Origin of the sequence: Aquirufa nivalisilvae (assembly GCF_004307455.1) — a bacterium.
Classification (GTDB): domain Bacteria; phylum Bacteroidota; class Bacteroidia; order Cytophagales; family Spirosomataceae; genus Aquirufa; species Aquirufa nivalisilvae.
Genome location: NZ_SEWX01000008.1, coordinates 142,719 through 161,017, shown reverse-complemented (window position 1 = coordinate 161,017; position 18,299 = coordinate 142,719). Strand labels below are relative to the sequence as shown.

At 36.6% G+C, this 18,299-nt stretch carries 17 protein-coding genes; 5 read left to right on the top strand and 12 right to left on the bottom strand.

The features are described from left to right. Positions 1-19: 19 nt before the first annotated feature. The gene (locus EWU22_RS11740; protein ID WP_130925706.1) at positions 20-907 is read right to left on the bottom strand and encodes a DMT family transporter; all 888 of its coding nucleotides are present in this window, start codon (positions 905-907) and stop codon (positions 20-22) included. Positions 908-911: 4 nt separating this feature from the next. Next, on the bottom strand, positions 912-1,904 hold the full coding sequence (dusB, locus tag EWU22_RS11735) for a tRNA dihydrouridine synthase DusB (protein WP_130925705.1): 993 nt from the start codon (positions 1,902-1,904) through the stop codon (positions 912-914). Positions 1,905-1,937: 33 nt separating this feature from the next. On the opposite strand from dusB, the gene EWU22_RS11730 reads away from it, so the two are divergent. Genes EWU22_RS11730 through EWU22_RS11715 form a run of 4 tightly spaced genes read left to right on the top strand, consistent with a single transcriptional unit; the run spans position 1,938 to position 4,709 of the window. Further along, positions 1,938-2,888 carry a CPBP family intramembrane glutamic endopeptidase gene (locus EWU22_RS11730; protein WP_130925704.1) on the top strand — a complete coding sequence of 317 codons (951 nt, stop codon included), beginning with the start codon at positions 1,938-1,940 and terminating at the stop codon, positions 2,886-2,888. After that, complete coding sequence (locus EWU22_RS11725) at positions 2,885-3,091, top strand: hypothetical protein (RefSeq protein ID WP_130925703.1); 207 nt, start codon at positions 2,885-2,887, stop codon at positions 3,089-3,091. The genes EWU22_RS11730 and EWU22_RS11725 overlap by 4 nt, the downstream gene beginning before the upstream one ends. Before the next feature lie 9 nt (positions 3,092-3,100). After that, a complete protein-coding gene (locus EWU22_RS11720; RefSeq protein ID WP_130925702.1) occupies positions 3,101-3,931 on the top strand; it encodes a phosphatidate cytidylyltransferase in 831 nt (276 codons plus the stop codon). Between the two features lie 55 nt (positions 3,932-3,986). Further along, on the top strand, positions 3,987-4,709 hold the full coding sequence (locus EWU22_RS11715) for a peptidase associated/transthyretin-like domain-containing protein (RefSeq protein WP_130925701.1): 723 nt from the start codon (positions 3,987-3,989) through the stop codon (positions 4,707-4,709). Positions 4,710-4,715: 6 nt separating this feature from the next. Here EWU22_RS11715 and EWU22_RS11710 read toward each other — a convergent pair whose 3' ends face one another. The 10 genes from EWU22_RS11710 to EWU22_RS11670 form a co-directional block, all read right to left on the bottom strand. After that, positions 4,716-6,827, bottom strand: coding sequence for a carboxypeptidase-like regulatory domain-containing protein (locus tag EWU22_RS11710; RefSeq protein ID WP_130925700.1), 2,112 nt, complete (start codon positions 6,825-6,827; stop codon positions 4,716-4,718). Beyond that, positions 6,824-7,987, bottom strand: a complete 1,164-nt coding sequence (locus EWU22_RS11705; RefSeq protein ID WP_130925699.1) for a zinc metalloprotease — start codon at positions 7,985-7,987, stop codon at positions 6,824-6,826. The genes EWU22_RS11710 and EWU22_RS11705 overlap by 4 nt, the downstream gene beginning before the upstream one ends. Position 7,988: 1 nt before the next feature. Beyond that, on the bottom strand, positions 7,989-8,819 hold the full coding sequence (locus EWU22_RS11700) for a SagB family peptide dehydrogenase (protein WP_130925698.1): 831 nt from the start codon (positions 8,817-8,819) through the stop codon (positions 7,989-7,991). Positions 8,820-8,823: 4 nt separating this feature from the next. After that, positions 8,824-9,543 carry a tetratricopeptide repeat protein gene (locus EWU22_RS11695; RefSeq protein ID WP_130925697.1) on the bottom strand — a complete coding sequence of 240 codons (720 nt, stop codon included), beginning with the start codon at positions 9,541-9,543 and terminating at the stop codon, positions 8,824-8,826. 3 nt (positions 9,544-9,546) lie between these two features. Further along, on the bottom strand, positions 9,547-10,815 hold the full coding sequence (locus EWU22_RS11690) for a YcaO-like family protein (RefSeq protein ID WP_130925696.1): 1,269 nt from the start codon (positions 10,813-10,815) through the stop codon (positions 9,547-9,549). Between the two features lie 16 nt (positions 10,816-10,831). Further along, positions 10,832-11,698, bottom strand: coding sequence for a hypothetical protein (locus EWU22_RS11685; protein ID WP_130925695.1), 867 nt, complete (start codon positions 11,696-11,698; stop codon positions 10,832-10,834). 56 nt (positions 11,699-11,754) lie between these two features. Beyond that, positions 11,755-11,907 carry a hypothetical protein gene (locus EWU22_RS13320; RefSeq protein ID WP_161566853.1) on the bottom strand — a complete coding sequence of 51 codons (153 nt, stop codon included), beginning with the start codon at positions 11,905-11,907 and terminating at the stop codon, positions 11,755-11,757. A gap of 199 nt (positions 11,908-12,106) precedes the next feature. Further along, positions 12,107-12,853, bottom strand: a complete 747-nt coding sequence (gene pgeF / locus EWU22_RS11680; RefSeq protein WP_130925694.1) for a peptidoglycan editing factor PgeF — start codon at positions 12,851-12,853, stop codon at positions 12,107-12,109. Further along, the gene (locus tag EWU22_RS11675) at positions 12,846-13,484 is read right to left on the bottom strand and encodes a gluconate 2-dehydrogenase subunit 3 family protein (RefSeq protein WP_109323502.1); all 639 of its coding nucleotides are present in this window, start codon (positions 13,482-13,484) and stop codon (positions 12,846-12,848) included. Before EWU22_RS11675 ends, pgeF begins: the two co-directional genes overlap by 8 nt. After that, a complete protein-coding gene (locus tag EWU22_RS11670) occupies positions 13,484-15,238 on the bottom strand; it encodes a GMC family oxidoreductase (protein WP_130925693.1) in 1,755 nt (584 codons plus the stop codon). Before EWU22_RS11670 ends, EWU22_RS11675 begins: the two co-directional genes overlap by 1 nt. Before the next feature lie 294 nt (positions 15,239-15,532). On the opposite strand from EWU22_RS11670, the gene mutS reads away from it, so the two are divergent. Then, on the top strand, positions 15,533-18,178 hold the full coding sequence (gene mutS / locus EWU22_RS11665) for a DNA mismatch repair protein MutS (RefSeq protein ID WP_130925692.1): 2,646 nt from the start codon (positions 15,533-15,535) through the stop codon (positions 18,176-18,178). Positions 18,179-18,299: the final 121 nt, after the last annotated feature.

The following is an 18,299-nucleotide window of genomic DNA, read 5'->3' as shown; positions in this document are numbered from 1 at the left end:
TTCCTGTATTAGAAAATTATCAAGATTTTGAATTGTTTACTTGGTATACACCCCAAAGTAAAATGAACATAAATACAATCTGTGACCAATAAATGGTTTCTCCGTCAAAAAGTCCCCAAGCTACTGCTACAATGGGAATGAGGTAAGTAACCGAACTTGCTACGATGGCACTAGTCCATTTGATTAATTGATTAAATAAGACCATAGCAATGGCCGAGCCAAATAGTCCCAATGCAATGGCGGCAAGTAGTGGCCACATTTTTGCATGGTCAGACCATGGGCGGTTGAAGAATCCAGAATAGGTCAAAAGACCTAAGGCTAAAGGCCCAATCATCATAAAGACCCCAGCTGTGGATGTAAGAGGGTGTAAATCAGCGAATTTTGATTTTACAGTGTGTAAGTTTATGCCGTATAAGAAAGTAGCTAGAATAACCCAGAGGGCATGATAGTTGAATTGAAAGGAAAAGCTTTTCCCAGCCACCAACAGGCCTATGCAACCAATTAAGCCCAAGATAATACCTCCCGTTTGTTTTAAAACGAACTTTTGTTGAAATAAAACAACTCCTATAATCAAAGTAAACAATGGAGTAAAGGCATTCAGCATGCCAGAAAGGGCACTTGGAAGGTGTTCTCCCGCAATGGAAAATAGAATAGCTGGAAATAAATTTCCTGTTAAACCGGCAAGTAAGAAGGAAGGCCAATGTTGTTTTTGAATGAACTTTCTTCTTTTAAAAAAGAATGGACAGAAAAATAGCGCTGCGGAGGCAATGCGTAAAGCTCCTACTTCCATAGCGGAATAAGTGGAGAGGCTTTTTTTTACTAAAATGAAGGAGCTACCCCATATTAGAGAAATAGCAGCAATGGCTAAAATGATCCAAAGCGCAGGTACTTTTTGTGTTGATGTCATGTTTTTATGCAGGCGAAATAGCTTGGTAATGTTCAGCAATTTCCTGTAATATTTGATTGATTTCCTCGTAAGATAATGAGGTAACTAATCGGCTTCTAAATGGTTTGAAATGGTCCATGCCACGGAAATAATTGGCATAATGTCGTCGCATTTCTACGATTCCTCCATGGTTTCCTTTCCATTTGATAGAAAAATCTAAGTGACTTTGACAGACGCGGATACGTTCTTCTAACGTAGGTGGAGCCAAATGTTCTCCGGTTTGAATGAAATGTTTAATTTCATTGAAAATCCATGGGTAACCGATGGTGGCTCGACCAATCATTACTCCGTCGACACCATACCTATTTTTGTATTCTAGTGCTTTTTCAGGAGTATCGATGTCTCCATTTCCGAATATAGGAATTTTAATTCGGGGATTATTTTTGACTTTGGCAATCAATTCCCAGTTAGCTTCACCTTTATACATTTGAACTCGGGTACGTCCATGTATGCTTAAAGCTTGAATACCAATATCTTGTAGTCTTTCAGCTACATCTTCAATGTTTTTGGTTGATTCATCCCAGCCTAATCTGGTTTTTACTGTGACGGGTAAATGCGTCGCATTGACTACCGCTTTGGTCATAGTGACCATTTTAGGAATATCTTGTAAAAGGGCCGCACCGGCACCTTTGCAGGCAACTTGTTTTACGGGGCAACCATAATTGATGTCAATTAGATCAGGACCAGCTTGGGTAGCTATTTCTGTGCAAGAAGCCATGGTTTCAATGGAAGAGCCAAAAAGCTGAATACCAATGGGGCGCTCGTATTCAAAAATATCCAATTTTTGCACGCTTTTAGCGGCATCTCGAATTAGACCTTCGGAAGATATAAATTCAGTATACATCAAGTCTGCTCCATTTTCTTTGCATACTGCTCGAAAGGGTGGGTCAGATACGTCTTCCATTGGAGCTAAAAGCAGCGGGAAAGAGCCTAATTCGATGTTGCCTATTTTTACCATTCTCATTAAAAATTCAGTAAATTTACGACCATTATGGAAGAAAACTATATTTCTGGACCCGCGCGTTGGTTTGGTCTTTTTTCAAAGCTACTTAGTCTATTTGGATTTTTTCTGCTTGGAAGCTTTTTAGGTCAGTTTTTGGGCCTTGTGGCAGTGGTTTTAATTATGGAATTTCCTTCAACAAATGTGGCGGAATTTCAAAAATTAATCTTGGATTTCATGGCTAACCCGGAGAAATACCATGGAGCATTTAAAGGAATGATGGCCTTGCAGTGGTTTGTCTCCTTATTTACATTTGTAGGAGGCTCTTGGGCTTATTTAAGATTTATTGAAAAACGATCTTTATATGAGTTAAGTCCTATAGATGCGCCATCTTGGCGAATTTTTTCATGGGCAATTATTTCATTACTGGTCTCCATACCTATGATGGAGTATATTATTCAATGGAATCAATCCATTGTACTTCCAGCAGGATATGAAGAAGTAGAGGCGTGGATGCGTTCTTCGGAAGACAATATGGCTCGTTTGACTAAATTATTATTGCATTTTGAAACACCCATGGATTTCATGACGGCAATTGCGGTGATTGCAGGAATGGCGGCTATTGGTGAGGAATTGTTTTTCCGTGGAGTATTACAAAATCTATTTGAGCGTTACTTAGGAAACGTTCATGTCGCTGTTTGGTTATCTGCTGCAATATTTAGTTTTATTCATTTTCAATTTTATGGATTCCTACCAAGGATGTTATTAGGAGCTTTTTTTGGCTATTTATATATCTGGTTTAGGAATATTTGGTTGCCTATTTTAGCTCATTTTTTTAATAATGCATGGACATTAGCATTGTCTTATTTGCATCAAGAAAAGCTGATTGATTTAGATCCTGAGCAAGTTGGCGATATGATACCATGGTGGTCTGCTGCTGTTTCATTGCTGTTCCTTATTTATTATATTCGTTTAATGTATCAACAAAGAGAAGAATTATGATCAAGGACTGGGTATTATTAGGAACATCCGAAAATGGGATTGATTTAGAAATGCAAAAGTCAATGCTTTCTGAAAGCTATGAAATTCCTGCTATTGTAGTAAATAAGAAAATTAGCCCTTATAATTTGGGCGTATTTGAATTGTATGTACACCAAGATCATATCGATCAAGCTAAGTTAGCGATTGTCGAAACTAAGAATTAAAATTAACCTATGGGCTTGTCCAATTTGAGTAATTTATGGCAAAGGATTATTGCGGCGGTGATTGCAGTTCCATTTTTGTTATTCTGTATCAATTTTAACGATTATACATTTTTGGGATTATTCCTGTTGATAGGCGTATTAGCACAATTGGAGTTTTATAAATTAGTGGGGAGTTTGGAGGGGAATTTACCTTTGACTTTTTATGGGACATTTTGTGGTGTTATTCTGCATTTGTTGACTTTCTTCATCGAAAAAGGTATGATAGGATATCATAACTACTATATTTTGTCACCCTTATTAACGATCATCTTTTTTATAAAATTATATAAATCAGAAGATGGCAAGCCGTTTCAAAATATTGCATTTACCTTTTTAGGAATTATTTATGTGGCACTTCCTTTTGCTTTGTTGACCGTATTGGCCTTTATGCGCTCTGGAACATATGATGCGAACATTATCATGGGAAGTTTGTTTTTATTATGGGCAAGTGACTCAGGTGCATATTTTGCAGGAACATATTTTGGCAAAACAAAATTGTTTGAAAGAGTTTCACCTAAGAAATCCTGGGAAGGATTGATGGGAGGTTTATTGAGTGCTATGCTAGCTGCATATGTTATTTCTAGGTACTTTACGAATTACGAAGTTTGGGAATGGTTCGCCATTGGAGGAATTATTGTGGTAGCTGGCACTTATGGAGATTTGGTAGAATCGTTGTTTAAAAGGAGTATCAATATCAAGGATTCGGCTAATACTATTCCAGGGCATGGAGGATTTTTAGATCGTTTTGATGGCTTATTATTATCCATCCCATTTATTATTACTTTTTTGAAATTATTTTAAGCTTCATTCGTTTAACGATTGATCAATTAAATCATAAAAAATTCTTTGCAGCTCAATGAAAATTTGCAAACTAGTTATATTGGGACTTTTCTTTTTAGTTGCGGGCTTCAGTCAAGATTTATTGGCTCAAGGGCAAGATAAGACGGTGTTATTTCTTGGTAGAGTCGTTACAGCCACTAAAGCAGAGGATTTACCTTTAGCATACGTTTATAATCCAAAAGCAGGTAGAGGAGCTTTGAGCGATAATTTTGGTATGGTGGAAATGTATGTATTTCCTGGAGATAGTTTGGTGTTTACATACGTTGGTTATCAGAAGAAGTATTACATTATTCCCAAAAATACCGATCAAGTTCATCGGGCTATTATTTCTTTATCAGAGGAATCTAAAATCTTGTCGGAAGTAAAGGTATTTCCGCATAGTACGGAGGAAGAGTTTAAGCAGGCCTTCTTAAACATGCGTTTGCGGGATGATAAGCAAAGGAATATATTGGCAAATAATCTAGAGCAGTCTAAACTCAATGTTTTTGCTTTACAGGCCGGAATGGGTGCTTCGTCTAATTTTAGAAATTTTTCAGATCAAATGGTTGCGGCACAGGCAAATAAAACATTTTTTGCCAGTCCTATTTTATCATTAACCAATCCTTTTGCTTGGATTAATTTTATTCAATCCATTAAGAACGGAGATTTGAAGAAAAAGGAATGGAAGAAAGCATATGAGTTTTTGCCTAAAGAAAATATCTCCAGACAACAGTTTTTAAGGGAGACGAATTCCAAATAGAAGGGATTACCATCTTAGTTGAAAGCCTATGTATATGATTCGTTTCTGGAAATACTCTTGAAATGAATGTTGATAATCCCAGCTGTAATTTATTGATTTAGCATTGTCGCGATTTAGGACATTTCCTATGGATAAATAAGTAATCCAAGAGACTCTTTCTGATTGATGAATTATTTTGCTTATCATGGCATCAATTCTTAAGTAGGGGGATAAAGATTGATTAGCTCTAGGTTCAAATTGGGGAATGTAAATCTGCCATTCAGTAGAATAAGTAGAAGAAATTAGAGGCCTATAATAATTGCCTGATCGAAGAATACCACTTATGCTGAGGTCAAAACATTTCCATTTCCATTGTGATTGAGTACGTAAAAAATAAGGAATTTGGTAAGGCGAATTTTGAATTAAATTTCCGTCATTCAATTGGCTCCAATGACTACCTATTCCAATCTCATGTTTTGACTTAGGTTGTAAAAGGCTATAGTTTATTTCAGCTCCCCACGCTTGCCCTGTATTTAATGTAGATTTTTCTGTCTTATAATAGGCGCTAAAACCCCATTTAGCAAGTTCTTGCTCATGAATGATATCCCAAGAAATCTGTTGGGTATTTACCCATATAAAGTCTTTTTCAAGGGTAAATAGGCTGGCAATTTGTTTACTCCATGCAACATGGGTATAAGTATTGGAATCACGGATATACCACCTAGTATGAATTTGATGAGTTATTTGAATGTGGTTCAATTGGGGAGAATCTATCAGTTTGAGTCCAAGCCCAAATCGAAGCTGCTTGGCAAGTTCATAATTGCTCGATAGAAACAATTCATGCTGAGAGATTGAGGGATTATTGGAAAACAGAATACTTGGGGATTGTGGGCGGTAATCAAAATTAAAGATGGGTTTTTGGATTTGATAGTTTGTTTTAGCTTGAAGCCATTGGTAACCCAATTTTACAGTCCATCTTTCCATTGGGAACAATTGAAGGTCAATTCCGCTAAATAGATGAAGTGATTTGGGCTGATAGGCATAATTTCCAGTACTGTCACGTTGAGCTGATTCATGTAAGCCAAATTTAAAAGTCCATTGAGCATGTTCTAGGAGTTTTGACAGATTGATGGTTTGAATGTGTCTGTTTTTTTGATAATCAAAGATTCCTTCGAAAGATGGATGTTTAAATTGACTAGCATATTTTTCATTCATAAATAGGCTAAATAGTTTCAAACGCCATAAATTTTTAGTTTGAAAATATGCATTCATACCCCAGTCGCTTTCGCTAAAGTGAGGTAAATTACTCAATGAACTAGGATTGAAGAATTTTAGTAAAGGACTAAATTGATGGTGTCCAAAGAAGCTTATCCCATTTTTTTCATTGGACCATGGAGTCCAATAAATCCCTGTTTGGCCAAGACTGACATCTAGTTCTAAGCTAGGTTTATTATATGATTCATTTGTTTGAATTTGAACAACCCCTGTGCTGGCATTCATTAGTTCGATAGGAGGATTGCTTGGGAAAATCAGTAAATCTTTGATGGTATTTATTGGGATGAGGCTAAAAGTGCCTAGACTAGACATTTGAGTGAATTTGATAGGCTCAGGAATAGGAATATCATTCACGTAAATTTGAGTGAGTTGAGGATTACTACCTCGGAAACTAATGGATGCTGATTCATTGTAAGGGCTCGCTGCCGTGGTGGATTGTACAGCCAATAGTGGATCAGCTTTGGATGAAGCATTTAATACCACATCCAAGAAGTTGATTTTATGATTAACAAAATCTTCAGACATGGGGACATTTGCCTTTACTTTTACTTCGGCAAGTGCATTTGGCTTATCTAATTGTAAGAGAATATATTGAAATCGGGAATCCGTAATGGGAATATGGAGTTTCTTGTAGCCCATGATAGAAACCAATAAAGTATCAGGCAGCCCTTTGGTTAATTTCTGAAATTGAAATGAGCCACTAGAGTCACTTAATATATTGAGTTTGTTTTGTACTAAATATAAACTGACATTTTCCAAATAAACTTGGTGATAAGCATCCATTACTTTCCCTTTAATGCTTGTTTGAGCTATGGAATAAATGGGAAGAAATATAATATATAAGAGTATACTTATTCTTTTCATGGTAGAATGCTAATGAAATAGGGTGCAATAATCCAAAGCGCTAACAAACAGTAATAGGCTGTTATAAAACAATAGCTCATCATGATATATGCTAAATAGAGGTAGTCCTTTGATTTTAATTGGATTACTTCGATTCGGAAAATGATTGATTTGAATTTTTGAAGTGTGCGGCTAGCCTCATGGAATAAGGCTGGCTCTTGAATCCATTCGGAAAGTAGAAAATACCCATCTGTTCCTGGGATAAAGGGTATCGTATTAAAGATGATTCGAAACGCAATAAAGCACTGGAAAAATTGCCAATGTGAGAGCCAGACTTTGTTGATATCTAATCCAAGGATGATATTTATACTTAATAGCAAGGATATATCCATGATAATTCCTGCTGAAATGACCCAGACTCTTTGTCTTTGATTTTCCCAAAAATGGAGAGAATTCGTATTAATATGAATAAATGGAATGAATCCTAGAACCAATGAAAATCCCAAATCTGCAATCAGACCACCATATTTTAAATAGGTGATATAATGTGCCAATTCATGTAGAAAGGTGGTAAAAATTAGCCCAATTAGTAGAAAAGGTAGGAGAAATGGACTGAGCAGCAATTCAAATTGTATCCAATTTTGTATTAAATGTGGGTCGAAAAAACATTTCCAAATTCCTATAATTGAAAGAATAATCGAGATATACTGGATTGATTTTTGAAAGGAGTAACTTTTAGCTAATAATTCCATCCATGTATTCTCTAATGGAATTTTAGCAATTTTATAAAATCTCAGATTACCTCTACCTATGAATTCTAATGGAATTGATATATAGGAAAATAGTTGGCTAATGCCCATTTTCCAGTTTGAAATACTTTGCTTTTGAATTTGATTTTTTTGTTTTTGGTATTCATCATATGCCTCCTCAGGTATTAATAATTCGAGTTCTTTTGAATATTGGATTAATTGATTCAAGATGTTTTTATCAGCTTCATAACTTTGCCTCATGAAGTCAAGAGTTACATTTTCATCTCGATGATTGACAAGATGAGTTAGTATTTCCCATTCATACTGACTGATTTGGATCAGCATGTCTTTCCAAGTGTGCTTGAAATAGAGGTCTTCGGTGCTCTCTTTCGCATAGATTAGTTTATAATCCGGATTGATTAGGTAGTACATATTATTTTCCTATGGCTATAGCTAATAGAGTAATTTGACTAGGATTTTGATAATCAATTAATTGAGCTAATGCTTCATCATTGAATCCACCAATAGCGCAACAGCCTACTTCTAGTGAGGCGCTTGCTAAATACATGGCCTGAACTATTTCACCCGCTTCTAAGATTGCCCACCGTATGCCTCTGTCGAGGTATTTAAAACATGACCTTTCTAATTCGGCTCCTAAAACCATAAAAGCGCTAGCCCGGGTATAGTCAATGTCATTTTTTTGCTGAGCAAAAAGTGTTTTGTTAAGCGCTTTATTTAGCTCATCTGAGTCCATGAATTTTCGAATCAATTTGAGTTTGTTTGTAAATATATCGTAGATAAATACACCCTGAGGTAGTTCATGAATTTGTTGGTTAATCACATAAATATCAATTGGATATAAGCCACCTCCAGATGGAATATTCCTTCTAGGTGGAATTAACATAGCGGGATCAAATCGTTGTGTAATGGAGTAGCTTAGATGGAGAAAATGAGATAGATCTTCTAGCGAGATTTTATTTTCTTGGTTGAAATTCCTCTGACTATTTCTGAGTTGGTTTAATTCATTCAAAGCCTGAGCCAATGGGGGTAAATGATCAGTTGTCAATAAATCATATTCCTCACAAAATCCCAATTCAATGCTATGTTGACTTATATTTCTCATGAAATATTCGCTGGACATCACCGCATTGAGTCGTTCACTATACTCTTTTGCTTGAAAGCAATACAATTTACTTTGTTCAAGAAAATCATAGGAAACATCAGCGATGCATGGTTCAAATAATAGGTTTCTGATCTTGGCCATGGGATTAGAGTTTATACTGAAGAAAAGTGGGATTATCAGGAAATTTGCTTTTTGCCTCTTGTAAATAATGTTGTGCTTTGGGCTTTTGATTTTCTTCTTTTAAAAACCGAATCAGGAATAAATAAGATTCAGTGATGCCCCATTGTGGATCTTTCGTGTTTTCTGGAATGATAGTTGGAATAGAAATGGCTTTAACGAGATTGGATTCTACTTGTTTGCGGCCACCGTACATTTTAGGAGTATAAAAATCATATATCGCTAATGCATAATATGCACGAGGGTTTTTAGGGTCTAATTCAATGGCTCTTTCGGCTAATTTGCCTACTTTTCCTGCTTTAATAGGCAAAAGGAAAATATTGGTAAAATTGAGTTTCAAGCCATCAATGAGTGATTGTAAAGCCAATGTTTCAGAATTAGACTTGGAGATTTTACTTAGCGATTTTGAAGCTTGATCAAGGCATTGTTGTGCTTTTTTCTCTTCTGCTGCTATCGTTAATTTATAATTGAAATAATCCATGTAATGAGCATAGGCATTCCAATACAAATAGTAATAGTCGTTGCTTGGATGATTATTCATATACTTGATGATTTTTTGTAAACTATCCTTGTGTGTTTTCCATGTTATTTTTTGAACATCTTGAAACATAATATCCGGGTTTCCTTGTGACCAGCAAATGTTTGGAAGAAGGAAAGTGGCAAATAAGAAAATGAGTCTTTTTTTCATGATTTATGGGAATGGATGTGGATAGGTAGTAAAAAGATTTTCGCCAGGTTGTACACGTAAATTTTTTAAAAAAGGCTGAGTATGGACTCCAGTTAATAAATTCCAATGCGGGACTATTACCCGAACTACTTCATATCCTTGCGATTTTACATCTTCAGTGCTTAATGGAACAACTAGAATGTGGCTTAAGTTGAGCTTATTCACCTCTTCCCAGGAATGAATTTTGGTTTGAGAGATTTCGTTTGATGGGAAAAATGAACCTTCCAATAGTGCGGCCTGTAGTATAGGTGATTTTTTTCTATACTGGGGAAAGCGATTATAAAATGCGAAATGCTTGTCGAAACTATTAATGGCTTCAAAGCCAACTTTATTTTCTATCCAATCTTCAGGTTTTTGACTTAAGCCAAGCGCATATTCAATGCCTTGGTATGCTTCCAAACAAGCTTTAATGATTGACTCTTCTCGATTAAATCGAGTAGCGCATCCCATCGATTGGAATAATTGACCTTTATATGGAAAATATAAGACAACCATATGTGTTTCTATTGGACTAATTGGAGATAAATCAAAAAGCTTAATTTGAACACGGGCATTGTTAAACAAGTGCTTGATTTTGGGATTTTGAAAAGAAGATAATACAGCTTCTTGATTGAACATGGGGACATGATGAATCCATTTGTCTTGACGATACCAAAATTCAGCAAATGCATTTCTTTCAGCACATTCTAAAAAGCCACCAATGATCGCATCATCTAGGTTTTTTCCTGCGGATATACCTGTAGAAGTTTGAAGTGTGTAGTTCTTTTTCTGATCCCAGTCTGTATTATGTGGTAAATGAACAGCAAATGCGGGAATCCAAACAGATTCTTGGTTAAGGATATTTTGACCTTCAATCCAACTAATTTTATCCTGAGTATTCCATTCTTGATAGGGGAAATTGGAACAATATTGTTCTGAATGAAATGGGATAAATGTTTCAACGGGTAAGTAGGACTTATTTTGGTCATTCAAGTCTGTTTCGGTGGCAAAGACAAGATCCTGGATATCCTGATGCGATGCGGCATATCTTTCTATCCATTCTCCCACCGCTGAATTATTTGCTTCTACTTGACTAAATCCAATTCCTGAACCTTGAATGAGCTTAGTATTGGAGGCTAATAAGTCTAGATGGTTTGCTTCAACATAGCATTGAAACAAACCTGTGGGTAAGCATTTTCGAGTGGGAATCTGGTATCGATTTCCATGAATTAAATCATCTTTAATTAGTTTCATTGTTGAACTCACTATTTTATATATTGAATGTCATGGATTGATTCTTTTTGCTGCAGATAGGGCAATGTGGCACTTTTAGGATTTTTAATTTTTGCATTTCGAATGTGGTGCCATTAATAAAATAGCTTTGACCTAAGAGGGGAGAATAGGATAAGTTAGATTGGAAGAATTTCTGAATTTCATGGTTTATAAAGTTTAGAAATGCTGGATAGTATAGTTTGTTCTTTAGTAAAGGGGTAAAAATGAATTCTTGCTTTTGTGTGCTTTGTAGAATAGAAAATGCTTTGGGATTTTTTAGCTGAACTTGTTTTCTGTCAGCATAGCAATTCAAACAAGGACTTAATAATTCAGCATAAATAATGGGACCTAAGGTGAATGAAGTGCTATCAATCTCTGAATAAAACAAAGGTATTTTTGCCTCATAGCTACGTTTCGCTAATTCCTTGATGCTTTTACGATGGGTAAATAGCGAACCGATGTAAAGGATTAAATCAGATTTTTCAAGTGATTCTTCCAGTATGTACTCCATCTGATTCCTATTTAAATCATTGAGCGTGCTAATGATGGATTCAGATTGAGTAGATGGAAGGGAGTCAATAAGTAGATGGATTTTAATTTTTTGCAGTTCTGTTGCCTGTTGGATTAGTTGTTTATCCAACATCCAATCAATTAAGTCACGAAAAGATGCACTGTCATTTTCAAACTGTTCTTGATGGTTTTCAAAAATGCTTTCTAAGGACTGCTCTTGGTTTAAACCTACAAGTATCTCTTTGATGAGAGGTGAAGATTCTCCATTGATTTCAATGAGGTTTTGGTCTCCATCTAAAATGAATAGCGAATCTGGACCACAAAATATGGCTTGGTGGGGTATCGTAGTTTTCATGTGTGGGTAGGTATTTATTAAAAATGGGCAGGGAATATCCCCACCCATTCAACAAATTAGGCGGTAGCTTCTGCTGGTGCATCATTGTTTGATTTGCAACAAGTACATGTACAGGTGCAAGTCGATCCAGCAAGAGCTACTTCGTTTGATCCTCCGAAAGAAGCATCTCTGTTTTCTAAAACAGTCAGGGTTAATTTTAACTTTTTCATTGTGATTAGGGTTAGGTTGATTGAATTATTTCGAAGGCAATTTCAAAAAAATGTCCTAATTACAAAAGGTCTGTCAATGGTTGAAACTTACATTATCAGTTAATCGATAATTTAAATGGTAAAAATGGACAGAGAGAGTCCTAAGGATGGAATTTTAGAAAATGATTGGAAATAGAGATTCCAAAAACTTGATTAAAATTTAGGACTGAAAACCAGCAAAAGCTAACATTCTACCAGTTATGCCTTGCTCTTTCCTATGCGAAAAAAAGTGTTCATTATGTTCCACCGTACACCAAGGTGAAATTTCAATCTGAGAAATGCCTACTTGTTGTAATTGATTAGCATGGTGTTTTTTTAGATCCACGTGCCACTTGTTGGCTGGCTTGAGTTTACAATCTTCAGGAAATTGGGCTGCCACGTCATCACCTACTTCAAAATGAGCTAAACTAATGCATGGCCCTATATATGCCAATATATTTTCAGGGACACATTGGTATTTGGAAATTAATAAATGGGCAGTTTTAGGAACAATTCCTAAAACGGAACCTTTCCAACCTGCATGAATAGCTGCTGTGATTTTTTGTACGGGATCCACTAAGAGAACAGGGCAGCAATCTGCTATGCCAACTGCGGAATATATATTCGTTTGTGTACTTATAATGGCATCAAATCCACTTAGATAATCGGGTTGTTCGCATTCCCAAATTAGGTCTTGGTGGGTTTGAAAAGACCTAGCTAACTGTTGAGGTTTTATGCCTAAAGATTGGCATAATAATGAGATGTTTTCTTGAATGATTTCAGCTTGATCCTCTGTATGAACACCCAGGTTAAGCGAATGATAAGGAGCTTGACTTTTTCCTCCGTGGCGGGTACTGACACCCGCCACTAAAGAAGGAATATGTTTGAAAATTTCCGGTTTATGGTATAAATCGGAATGTTTAATCATCGTAAGATAATCCGTATTGCTTTAATACATCATCTGGTACACCTTTCCAATCGTTCGGTGTATTTCCTTTGTAAGCTAAATCATCTAAACCAATTCTAGAAGTATAGAATCCTGTGGCTGTTAGATTTCTCATCAAAGTAAAGAAATTCACTCCTTGTGAAAATTGAGGTTTTACTTTTTCAGGATAAGCAATATCTTCAACAATTTCGATGCGTTGTTTAGGAGTGATTTCAGTAAATAGTTTACTGAAACGACGCTTTGACTCACCATCTAACCATCTTAATCCACCACGCATCGGTGTTTTAAATTCTGGCTTATCTTTTACAATAAACTCAATGAATTTAGTAACTCCTGATTGAGAAGCACTTCCTGATTTACCATCTGCTGGGATAATGATATCTGACAAAATGGTGATCGTAGCTAATTCATGAGCATTTAAGAACTTTTCCGCCATCAATTTGGCATCACGTTCTGCCTCATCCATGGTTCTACCATTAGGAACTTTTAAAGGAGCGACTTTTTTAGGATCTGGTGCACCTTCTAAAGCCTCCATGGCTTTTACTTGAGGATTCAATGCAGCTAAGCCCAATGAACTTAAGCCGATATTTTTTAAATAATCTCTTCTTTTCATTACAAGTTGGCTTTTTTACGTTGATCAATGATATATTCGGAAGTACGCATAGATAAAGCTAGGATAGTCCATGTAGCATTCTTATCTCCTTGAGAGACGAAAGGTGCTGCATCGGCTAAGAACAAGTTCTTCACATCATGAGCTTGACAGTTGGAATTTACAACCGATGTACTTGCATTATTTCCCATACGTGCTGTTCCTACTTCGTGGATAATACGACCTGGATCAGCCAAACCATAATTGGTATCAGCACCTGGTTTTTTGCCCATTGGCTTTCCACCCATCGCATCAATAATTTGCTCAAAGGTATCTTGCATGTGCTTAGCCTGCTTGATTTCGTAATCACTCCATTTGTAGTTGAAACGTAATACAGGAATACCATATTTGTCAACCACATTCGGGTCAATTTCGCAGTAGTTATCTTCTCTTGGTACAGGCTCTCCACGACCAGCAAAGCTGACATAAGAACCGTAGAAACGACGGTAATCTTCTTTTAATGTGGCACCATATCCACCTGCAGCTTTTTTCAAACCATCGCGAGTGAAGTTTTCACGTCCATTTAATCCCTCAATACCCCAACCAAAACCATAGCTAGGCATACCCATACCACCACCATATTCGATGTGGTATCCACGAGGGAAATCTAATTTACTATTATCGCCCCACCAAGGAGAATAGATATGTGATCCACCAACACCATCTTCATTGTATGTTTTACGATCAAATAAAGAAGGAATAATAGCTGAACGAGATGCACCCGTAGAGTCATTGATATACTTTCCTACGACACCACTTGAATTGGCAATACCATTCGGGAAACGAGAACTTTTTGAGTTTAATAATAAACGAGCTGTTTCTCCAGCTGAAGCTGCTAAAACAACAATTTTACCTTTAACTGAATATTCTTGTAAAGTACCAGTATGAACGTAAGAAACGCCTGTAGCCAATCCTGAGATTGGATCAGTAGTTACTTCTCTCGCCATGGCATAAGGTAATAAAGTTAAATTACCTGTTGCCGCTGCTGGTTTAACTAATACAGAAGATGAAGAGAAGTCGGCATATGCCTGACAAGCTCTAGAACATTGTGCACAATAGAAACACTGTCCACGTTCATTATTAATGGGTTTAGTTAAGATAGAAAGGCGAGAAGGATATGTTGGAATACCAATGGCCTTATTCGCTTTTTTAATCATTAATTCGTGTAAACGAGCCTTAGGAGGAGGTAAGAAAATACCATCTGGGTTATTTCTTAATCCTTCATTAGTACCAAATACACCAATTAAACGATCTACTTTATCGTAATATGGCTTCACATCATCGTAGCCAATAGGCCAGTCGTCACCTAAACCATCGATACTTTTTCTTTTAAAATCATCTGGTCCGAAACGCAAGGAAATACGTCCCCAGTGGTTGGTTCTACCTCCCACCATACGAGATCTGAACCAATCGAATTTGGTTCCTTCTTTGCGAGTATAAGGTTCACCCTCAATATCCCAACCACCATAAGCAGCATCAAAATCACCAAATGGGCGCGTAGTACTAGCACCACGACGAGGCGATTCATATGGCCATTTCAACTGGGTAATATTTTTTGGGTCAGCTGGGTCATAAGGTTGACCTGCTTCTAATAAACAGACTTTAGCTCCTGCTTTGGTTAACATATGGGCAGCCATACCACCACCAGCACCTGAGCCAACAATCACTACATCAAAAACCTCTTGTTGAGATTTGATGTATATGGAAGAATTAATCATAGTTATGGGTTTCGAAATTATTTGGCAAAATAGGGAAATATTTTTTCAATTTCTAATTTTACTATCCTGAAAATAGCTTAATAGGGAATATTGGAGTGTTTTTTGTTCCATTATTCCTCTGATAGATGAACGAGAAAATAGAGAGATTGTTTTTATTACCATTTGATAGGCTCATCAAATTTGTAAACAGTCTATTCTTTCCCGCTTTGTTTTTAATCCTAGGTCAAAATCCTTTGATTTGATGTAATAATTCGGGCAAAATTCTTATTTTTACAACCTTTATCTCATTCAAGTTTGGCCAGAAAAGCAGCAGATGGACAAGAGCCTTTGAAAAAAGGAGAAACTCCACTTTCCCGACAATTTAATCAAATTAAAGCCAAGTATCCTGGAGCAATTTTGCTTTTCAGAGTAGGCGATTTTTACGAAACATTTGGGGAGGATGCCGTCAAAGCTTCTAAAATATTGGGCATTGTTTTAACCCGCCGAAACAATGGAAATGCCGATGACCACTTGGCAGGTTTCCCTCACCATTCCTTGGATGTATACTTGCCTAAATTGGTTCGAGCAGGTCAGCGAGTGGCCATTTGCGATCAATTAGAGAATCCAGCAGAAGCTAAAGGTATTGTCAAACGAGGAGTTACGGAATTAGTTACCCCTGGAGTATCGTTTAATGACCAAGTTTTAGATAATAAAAGAAACAATTACGTTGCCTCCATAGCTTTTCCTGAAAGTGCACAGAATCTTTACGGGTTGGCCTTATTAGATATCTCTACAGGTGAGTACATGTGCTCTCAAGGACCTTTAGCTTACATTCAAAAGTTAGTTCAAAGTTTTTTGCCTGCGGAAATTTTATATCCTAAAAAATTCAGAAATCAGTTTTTAGATTCTTTTGGTGATCAGTTTCATTCCTTTAGTTTGGAAGAATGGATATTTACGCATGATTTTACTTATCCATTATTAACGCAACATTTTAAAACCCAAAATTTAAAAGGTTTTGGGATTGAGGAAATGCCCTTGGGCATCATAGCAGCAGGTGTTATTCTCCATTATTTGGCAGAAACAGAACATAAGCAAGTGGCGCATATTTCTTCCATACAACGCATTGAAGAAGATAAATATGTTTGGCTAGACCGTTTTACCATTCGAAATTTAGAATTGATTCACCCATCCCAAGAGGGGGGTGTTCCTTTGATTTCATTAATGGATCAAACGTTAACTGCTATGGGAGCTCGTTTGCTTCGAAAATGGATGGTGCTACCTTTGAAACAGTTGATTGAAATTCAAGATCGACAGTCGGGTGTAGCTGAATTAGTTCAAAATAAGGATTTACTGGATTTATTGACAAGCTACCTAAAACCCATTGGAGATTTGGAACGCTTAATTTCCAAAGTGGCTGCAAGTAGAATTAATCCTCGGGAGCTGGTTCAATTAAAAAAGGCATTGCAGCAAATTCCTTTAATCAAGGAGTTGTTATGGGATAATAGTGATGGTAGTTTGAAGAAATGGGCAGATCGATTGAACCCATGCGCTCTTTTGGTCGATAAAATCGAAGTAGCCTTACGTGATGATGCACCCATGTTAGCTCATCAAGGAGGAATAATTAAAACAGGATTTTTGTCAGAGTTGGATGAGCTTCATTTACTGTCATCAAATGGAAAGGAATACTTACAGGATTTACAAAAAAGAGAGGTAGAACGTACAGGTATTTCATCTTTGAAAGTAGCATACAATAAGGTCTTTGGTTATTATCTAGAAGTAACCAATTCTCACAAAGACCGTGTTCCTCCTGAATGGATCAGAAAGCAAACCTTAGTGAATGCCGAACGCTATATTACAGATGAGCTCAAGATTTATGAAGAAAAAATTCTAACAGCTGAAGATCGGATTTCTCAAATTGAATACGGAATATTCCAAGATTTGATTCGAGAAGCTTTGGAATACTTAGAGCTTATTCAAGTGAATGCTCAAGGTATTGCTACCTTAGATGTCTTGCAAAGTTTTGCCTCTATTGCTATCAAGCATCAATATGTGCAACCCGAATTGTTGGAAAATGATGTGATTGATATCAAGGATGGCCGACATCCTGTTATTGAGCAACAATTAGCAGTTGGTGAATCCTATGTTCCCAATGATGTTTATTTGGATAATGAGTCCCAACAAATCATCATGATTACCGGACCTAACATGGCAGGTAAATCGGCCTTGTTACGCCAAACGGCTTTGATTGTTTTAATGGCACAAATGGGGTCATTTGTACCTGCTCAAGCGGCTACTATTGGTTTAGTGGATAAAGTATTTACCCGGGTTGGTGCTTCAGATAATTTATCCAAAGGGGAGTCTACTTTTATGGTGGAAATGACCGAGACAGCAGCAATTTTAAATAATTTGTCGAGCAAGTCTTTGGTACTTTTAGATGAAATTGGAAGAGGGACTTCTACTTACGATGGCGTTTCAATGGCTTGGGCCATTGCGGAGCATTTGCATAACCATCCTAAAAGTAGGGCCAAAACGCTATTTGCCACGCACTATCATGAATTAAATCAGCTGGCAGATGATTTTCCAAGAATCAAAAACTTTCATGTGTCGGTCAAGGAAATGGGGAATAAAATCATCTTCTTGAGAAAGTTATTACCTGGTGGATCAGCCCATAGTTTTGGTATTCATGTGGCTCAAATGGCTGGCATGCCAACCCCTTTAGTGCTTCGTGCCCACGAAATTTTACAGCATTTGGAAAAAGATCATATCAAAGAAGATCATGATCAAAAGTTGAAAGATATGCCAAAAGCTAATTATCAATTAAGTCTTTTTGGTGCAGAAATTCCAGCTGGATTAAAAGAGATTAACGATCAATTAGAGAAATTGGATGTTAATTCACTTTCACCAATTGAAGCCCTTCTGAAACTGAATGAACTGAAAAAGATGATAAGTAATAAATTGTAAATGATGAATTATAAAGTATAAATGGGGGGGGGCTTTCTACATTCAAATCCCTAAATCCTAATAATTCTACATTCTACATTTTCCATTATACATTGAATGGTTAACTCAACGAAAGATGGGA